The organism is Methylobacterium sp. AC315 (assembly GCF_979253755.1).
The window spans coordinates 1-239 of the sequence record NZ_CEEDEA010000136.1; the positions used below are offsets into that span (position 1 = coordinate 1).

Sequence of the window (239 nt, forward strand, 5' to 3'; positions counted from 1 at the left end):
CTCCTCGATCCGGCGCAGGAGATCGCCGGTCCAGCGCTGGACGTGGGTCTGCCCCATACGGAACGTCAGGCCCTTGTTCATGATCGCGCCGATCGGGAATTTGGCCATCACGCCGTAGACGCCCAGGATCGATAGGGTGCCTCCCTTACGGCATGCCATGATCGCCTCGCGCCGCGCCTGGCCGCGATCGGTGTGCATGTACGCGAGCTGCTTGGCGCGGTCGTAGGCGTATTGCAGCC

Annotated in this window: 1 pseudogene; it reads right to left on the reverse strand. The window is 65.7% G+C overall.

Going from position 1 to position 239, the window contains the following annotated elements:
- Positions 1-239 (reverse strand): annotated as a pseudogene (locus AC0IY0_RS29010) (glutathione-dependent formaldehyde dehydrogenase); the annotation flags it as partial.